The organism is Faecalibacillus sp. MSK20_93, assembly GCF_020589945.1.
Lineage (GTDB): Bacteria > Bacillota_I > Bacilli_A > Erysipelotrichales > Coprobacillaceae > Faecalibacillus > Faecalibacillus intestinalis.
In genome coordinates this window covers 1-6510 of record NZ_JAJDKA010000091.1, presented here as the reverse complement: position 1 = coordinate 6510, position 6510 = coordinate 1, and the positions used below count along the sequence as shown (strand labels likewise).

The following is a 6510-nucleotide window of genomic DNA, read 5'->3' as shown; positions in this document are numbered from 1 at the left end:
TAGTACCAGTTATTTCCTGATCCTACCCATTGTGCATTGATAGCTCCACTAGATGTTGCATAGTAATCAGCATTGTCAATCTTGAACCATCCTGTTTGCATTACTCCGTTAGCATCGAAGTAATATTTCTTTCCTTCGATTGTTTGATATCCCGTTACTTTTTGGTTATTGTCATAGTAATACCATTTATTACCTGATTGTACCCATCCTGATTTTACTTCAGGAGTTTCTACATTTAATTCACCATTTTCATTAAATGTATAATCTTTTCCATCAACGTTTACAGTTCCTGTAACCATTTTTCCTTCTTTATCAAAGTAATATTTTTTACCACTTAATGTTAACCAACCAGTTGTTTTTTGACCATCTTTATCTAAATAATACCAAGTTTTTTCTTCTTCTAACCATCCAGTTGTCATTTTACCATCAGCATCAAAATGATATTTAGTTCCATCTACTTCTTGCCATCCTGTACATGGTTCATAATATCTGTCATATAAATATTTATTACCTATAAATTCTGTAAGTTTTCTTGATGTTAATACTGTAGTTTCTTTAACGATACCATTTTTATCATAGGCAACTAAAAGCATTTTCCCTTTTTCATAAGCAGTTGTAACTTCTATATTATTTCCAGATGCTGTTAATAATTCTCCCCATGAGAAAATATATTTAACACCATTTATAGTTTCTATACCTTCTGCTTCATTCAAGTTTTTATCATAGTAATACCATTTTCCTCTAAGTTGAATCCATGTATTAGCTACTGCTTTTTTCTTTTCAACAACAACACCTTCGCTATTATATGCAATGACATAAGTTACTATTTTATCATTTTCATCTCTATATGATGAAACAACAGATATTCCATTAGAAGATTTTATTAATCTACCATTTTCAAAATAATATTCTTTTCCATTAACAGTATAAATACCATCTACAAAATTCATTTCACTTGAAACATAGTACCAATCATTTCCAATTTCATTCCATCCAGCTACTCTCTTAACCTTATCTACAATTTCACCTTTATTATTATAAGCATAAAGATAATCATTTCGATAATCAGTTAATATTTCATCACTGTCACTTGTTTGAAGCATACCATAAATAAAATACAAAGATTTTCCATCTACAGTATATTCTCCATCATATGGATAATAATAACCTGCATCATTTAAATAATAGTAATAACAATTACCATTTAAATAAATCAATTCATTATCTTTAAATTTAGCTTTTTCAATAACTTTTCCATCTCTTACATAAGCAAGTGTATCTCCTGATGTAACAACTTCATCCAAATATTCAGCTAATTGCCCATAATTAAAGTAATATTCTACACCATCAATTGTTTGAATTCCTGAATATGGAGTTAATTCAGAATCAAAATAATATTTTCCACCATTAAATTCAATCCATTTATTTCCTACAATATCTACTTGTTCTACAACTTTTCCAGTATAATCATAGGCATAATATTTATTTCCTTCTCTAACTGTTGTAATATTTCCTTCAAAACCTGAAGTTGCAAGTTGTCCATTACTCAAAAAATAATAAGTTGCATCTCCAATTGTATGAATTCCTTGATATGGATATAAATCTTGATCATAGTAATACCAATTATTATTAAACTTGATCCATTTATTTCCTTCAATTTTTACTTTTTCTATAACAATACCATTTTTATTATAACTAACTAAATAATTATTAGAAGTTGCTGTAGAAATACCATCATAATCATATGTTGCTAATTGTCCATCACTCCAAAAGAAGTATTCCACACCATCAACTTTTTGAACTCCTTGATATGGATTTAAATTTTTATCAAAATAATACCATTTATTATTAACTTTAATCCATTTATTTCCTACAATATCTTGTTGATCAGTAACAACACCATTTTGATTATAAGCAATAAGTTGCCTATTAAATGTAATTACCCATATTCCTTCATAAGTACGTGTTGCTAATCTACCTTCCCATTCAAAATAATATTTAATACCATTAATTGTTTTAACTCCTATATAAGGATTCATATCAGCATCATAGTAATACCATCTACCCCCATAATGTGTCCAATCTCCAGCAACAATATTTGCATGATTCGTTACAATACCACTTTTATCAACAGTGACAATCAACCCATTATCTGTAATTGTATCTTCATCATACCAAGAAGAATATGCCATATGACCATCATAGCTATAAAAATAATACGTATTCCCATCAATTTCTTGAAGCCCTTTTAGTAATTCACCATTATCATCATAATAATATTTGTATCCATACTCTTCATACCAGCCACGTCTTTCACTACTTAAAGTGACAGGTGTATTAGAATCATTTTTCACATTTGTTTCTAATGCACTAACCATCGTAGTTGGTAATGTTGTTGCTGCAACAAGAGCTGATGCTACAGCAATCTTTTTAAAATTCCTACTCATGTTTTATCCTCCCCATAAATATTTCATAGACTTATTATATCATAACTGAATGCAATACTCCTTATCTAAAACCAAACGACATTTTTTCATTCTAAAAAGCAAAAGAGGTAACACAGTTACCTCTTTTCAACTGAAATATTGATTTTATTAATGTAAGGTTCAATAAGTTTAAAGAACCAATGTGAACATAAATGATATATTTTATAAACAATGTATGAAATAAGATAAATAATTAATGCTGATCCTAATTGATGTACAATTAAAATCAAAATACCTCTATTAACAAATTGTTCAATTCTAATATGTCTTAATAAGAATTCATGAAATAAAAAACATGTAAAAGCAGCTTTAGCTAATTCATTGATTATTTTACTTTCAAAATGAATATCCATAAAGAATAAAAGAATATAAGCAGACATTAAGATAATAATTGGATTATTATAATACCATGTTGCTGTATATTGTAAATGTAAAACATGTTCCATCATTGAAAAAGCATATAAAAATGCTAAACATCTTATAATCCACATACCTGCTTTTTTCTTAGATAATGTTATTTTATTTACACGAAGATATGCTCCTACAAAATATACCAAAACAAAGTTAATAATTGTATAACCATATTGACTTCCATACATTCCAATAGTACTTAATCCTAAATATGTATTTCCTGTTACATTTTCAGCAACATCTATAACAATTGTCCAAACTGAAAAAATAAGCATGAGTATAATTAATAAGCGTTTAAATTGTTCTTTATTAAGTTGTTTAATAATTAAATTAAGATATGGACTAATAATATATAATACAGAATAAAGTATTAAAAAGTAATTAGCGGGTAATAAACTACTAATCAATGAACTTACTGTAAATACTTTATGACCTCTTAATACTCCAAAAACATAAAAAACTAAATTAAATACGATAACTTGTACAAATAATTCTAGTATCTTAATTAATTTTCTATTTTGATTACAAGCTAGAAAATACGCTGAAATCATTACAAAAACATTAACTGCACAAACAAATAAACTTTCTATTAAATATAAATAATATTGATTAGGACTGCCATCTAAAACCATTCCTAATGCACCACCCATACTTGCATTATTATAATGTAAAATAACGACACCAATCATTGAAATAATTCTTAATAATTCAATAGACGAATTTCTTTTCGTTTTCTCTTTCATATATATTCCCTTCCAAACAAAAACCGATTTTTACTCAAAACAATGAGTAAGATCGGTTTTTAATTTATTTAATTCATCCAAAGACCTTGGTTATCAAAACGATTGACCGTTCCATCAATTATATAATCTCCAGTAACCATCTTTCCATCAGTATCTACATAATACCAGTTTCTTCCTGATTTGACCCATTGTGCTTGGATAGTTCCTGATGAAGCTGCATAATAGTCTTCACCATTGATCTTAAACCAATCTTTTTGCATTAATCCACTACTTGCAAAATAATACTTCGCACCATTAATTGTTTGATAACCAGTAACCATTTTTCCATCAACATCTACATAATACCAATTACTTAATGATTTGACCCATTGTGCTTGAATAGCTCCAGATGAAGCTGCATAATAGTCTTCACCATTGATTTTAAACCAATCTTTTTGCATTAATCCACTACTTGCAAAATAATACTTCGCACCATTAATTGTTTGATAACCAGTAACCATTTTTCCATCAACATCTACATAATACCAATTACTTAATGATTTGACCCATTGTGCTTGAATAGCTCCAGATGAAGCTGCATAATAATCTTCACCATTGATTTTAAACCATCCTGTTTTCATTAATCCACTTTCATCAAAATAATAAGTACTATTTCCTACTTTATAATATCCAGTAACCATATAATCATCATTTGCTATATAGTACCATCTATTCCCTAATGGTAACCATCCTGTTACCTTTTCACCATCTACAAATGTTTTTCCATAGATTTTTAATGTTCCTTGACTATAATATTTCCATTGATTTCCTACTTGCATCCATCCTGTGTACATAATACCATCTTCATTGAAATAATATTGTCTTCCATTAATAACTTGATCTCCTGTAAGAATCAATCCTTCATCATTTACATAATACCAATTACTTAATGATTTGACCCATTGTGCTCTTAATTCACCATCAGAAGAAATATAATACCAAGTATCATCTACTTTAAACCATCCAGTTTTCATAGAACCATCTTCCATAAAAAGATATTTTCTATTTCCAACTTTATAAATACCAGTAACCATATAACCATCTTCAGCTATATAATACCATTTATCATTTATTGGTAACCAACCTGTTACCTTTTCACCTTCTACAAATGTTCTTCCATAGATTGACATTTTCTTAGGACTATAATATTTCCATTTATCATTTTCCTTATGCCATCCTCTGACCATTACACCTTCACTAGTAAAATAGTATTCTTTATTGTTTATAGTTTGTGCACCAGTAACCATATCACCATTACTTGTTAAATAATACCATTCACCATTTAAACTGATCCAACCAGTGGCCATAATTCCATTAGTATTAAAATAATACCATTTTCCATTAATCTTTTCCCAACCGATTTGTAGAATATTTTTACTACTTCCATAATACCAATGATCATAATAATATTTCCATCCTACATAATCATATTTAGAAACACCTTGATCATACCAAACACTCATATCTACATAACCACTAATACCATCAACAAATGCTCCATTGCTATATTGCCATCCTTTAGGACCTCTATACCAATTATTACTAAATCCTAATGATGATGTATAAGCAGCTACCCAATCTACATGTTGATAAATAGTTGGACTATTTAATTTTGTTTGTAAAAGTGAACGATAGCTATAAACCTTCGTATTATAATTACTATTTGCTAATTTATTAACAAATGCATCAACAACTAATTCATTCGTTGTTGTTGATAATTCAGGTCTTTCCATATCTAAATAAACAGGATATGAAAGTTCTGAAGGTGAAATTTTATATATTGATAAATAATTTAAAATCATTTTTGCTTCATTATCAGCATCTGTTACATTATTTGAATAATCATAAATATAGATTCCAAAAGGAATATTATATTTTCTACAACCATTTAAATTATTTTCAAATTGTTTATCAATATGATAATATCCACCCTTATGAGAAACAATTCTAATAATAACACCATCTACATCTGTTTTACTTACTTTACTCCAATCAATATGACCATTGTATTGTGAAACATCAATAACCTTTTTAACATTTTCACCAATAACATGACCATCATTATCACGAAAACATTTTTTATTTCCTTGATAAAACCAACCATTTTGAATCATAGTTCGTAAACTATAAGAATTTTCTTCCTTTGCATCTTCTATTTTATTTTCATCTTGATCAATATGACTACTTTGTCCCATAATTGCATCATCATAACTTCCATCTAATGCATTTACAGAACTATTTTGAAAATAACTCAATGCAAAAGCCATTCCAAAAACCAAAAACAAATAACCAAAAAACTTTTTCAAAATCTTTCCTCCCCCTAAAAATATTATTACTGCATAACACCACTGCTATTAAAATAATATGTCTTATTTCCAACTTTATAATAACCTGTTACCATCGAACCATCACTTTTTAAATAATACCACTTATTCTCTAATTGAAGCCATCCAGTAACCATATAACCTTCATAATAAGTTTTCCCATATATTTCCATAACACCTGTACTTAAATAGTACCACTTACCATTAATTCTTTGCCAACCTGTTAACATTTGATATTGGCTATTAAAATAAAACCATGTATTCCCTAGTTTCTTCCAGCCACTTTGTCCATAGCCTGAATCATCAAAATAGTACCATTTATTGCTGACTTTTTGCCAACCTGTTTGCATTTTACCACTATCATTAAAATAAAACAAATTGTTTCCTACTTTTTGTAATCCTGTAAGTCTTTTACCTGTACTATCAAAATAATACCAATCACTACCTAAAGTTAACCAACCAGTAACCATATAGCCTTCATAATAAGTTTTTCCATAGATGTTCATA

Annotated in this window: 2 protein-coding genes and 2 pseudogenes; all 4 read right to left on the bottom strand. The window is 28.2% G+C overall.

Features of this window, described 5'->3' with window-relative positions; all coding sequences use genetic code 11:
• Positions 1-2447 (bottom strand): annotated as a pseudogene (locus LJD34_RS15265) (hypothetical protein); the annotation flags it as partial.
• A gap of 116 nt (positions 2448-2563) precedes the next feature.
• Positions 2564-3640, bottom strand: coding sequence for an acyltransferase (locus tag LJD34_RS15260; protein ID WP_227360300.1), 1077 nt, complete (start codon positions 3638-3640; stop codon positions 2564-2566).
• 68 nt (positions 3641-3708) lie between these two features.
• Positions 3709-5985, bottom strand: coding sequence for a GH25 family lysozyme (locus LJD34_RS15255; protein WP_147580435.1), 2277 nt, complete (start codon positions 5983-5985; stop codon positions 3709-3711).
• Between the two features lie 26 nt (positions 5986-6011).
• Positions 6012-6510: pseudogene (locus tag LJD34_RS15250) on the bottom strand (N-acetylmuramoyl-L-alanine amidase family protein); the annotation flags it as partial.

Coding starts and splice junctions, on each gene's coding strand:
- LJD34_RS15260 (WP_227360300.1), bottom strand. CDS start 3,640: ATGAAAGAGAAAACGAAAAGAAATTCGTCTATTGAATTATTAAGAATT.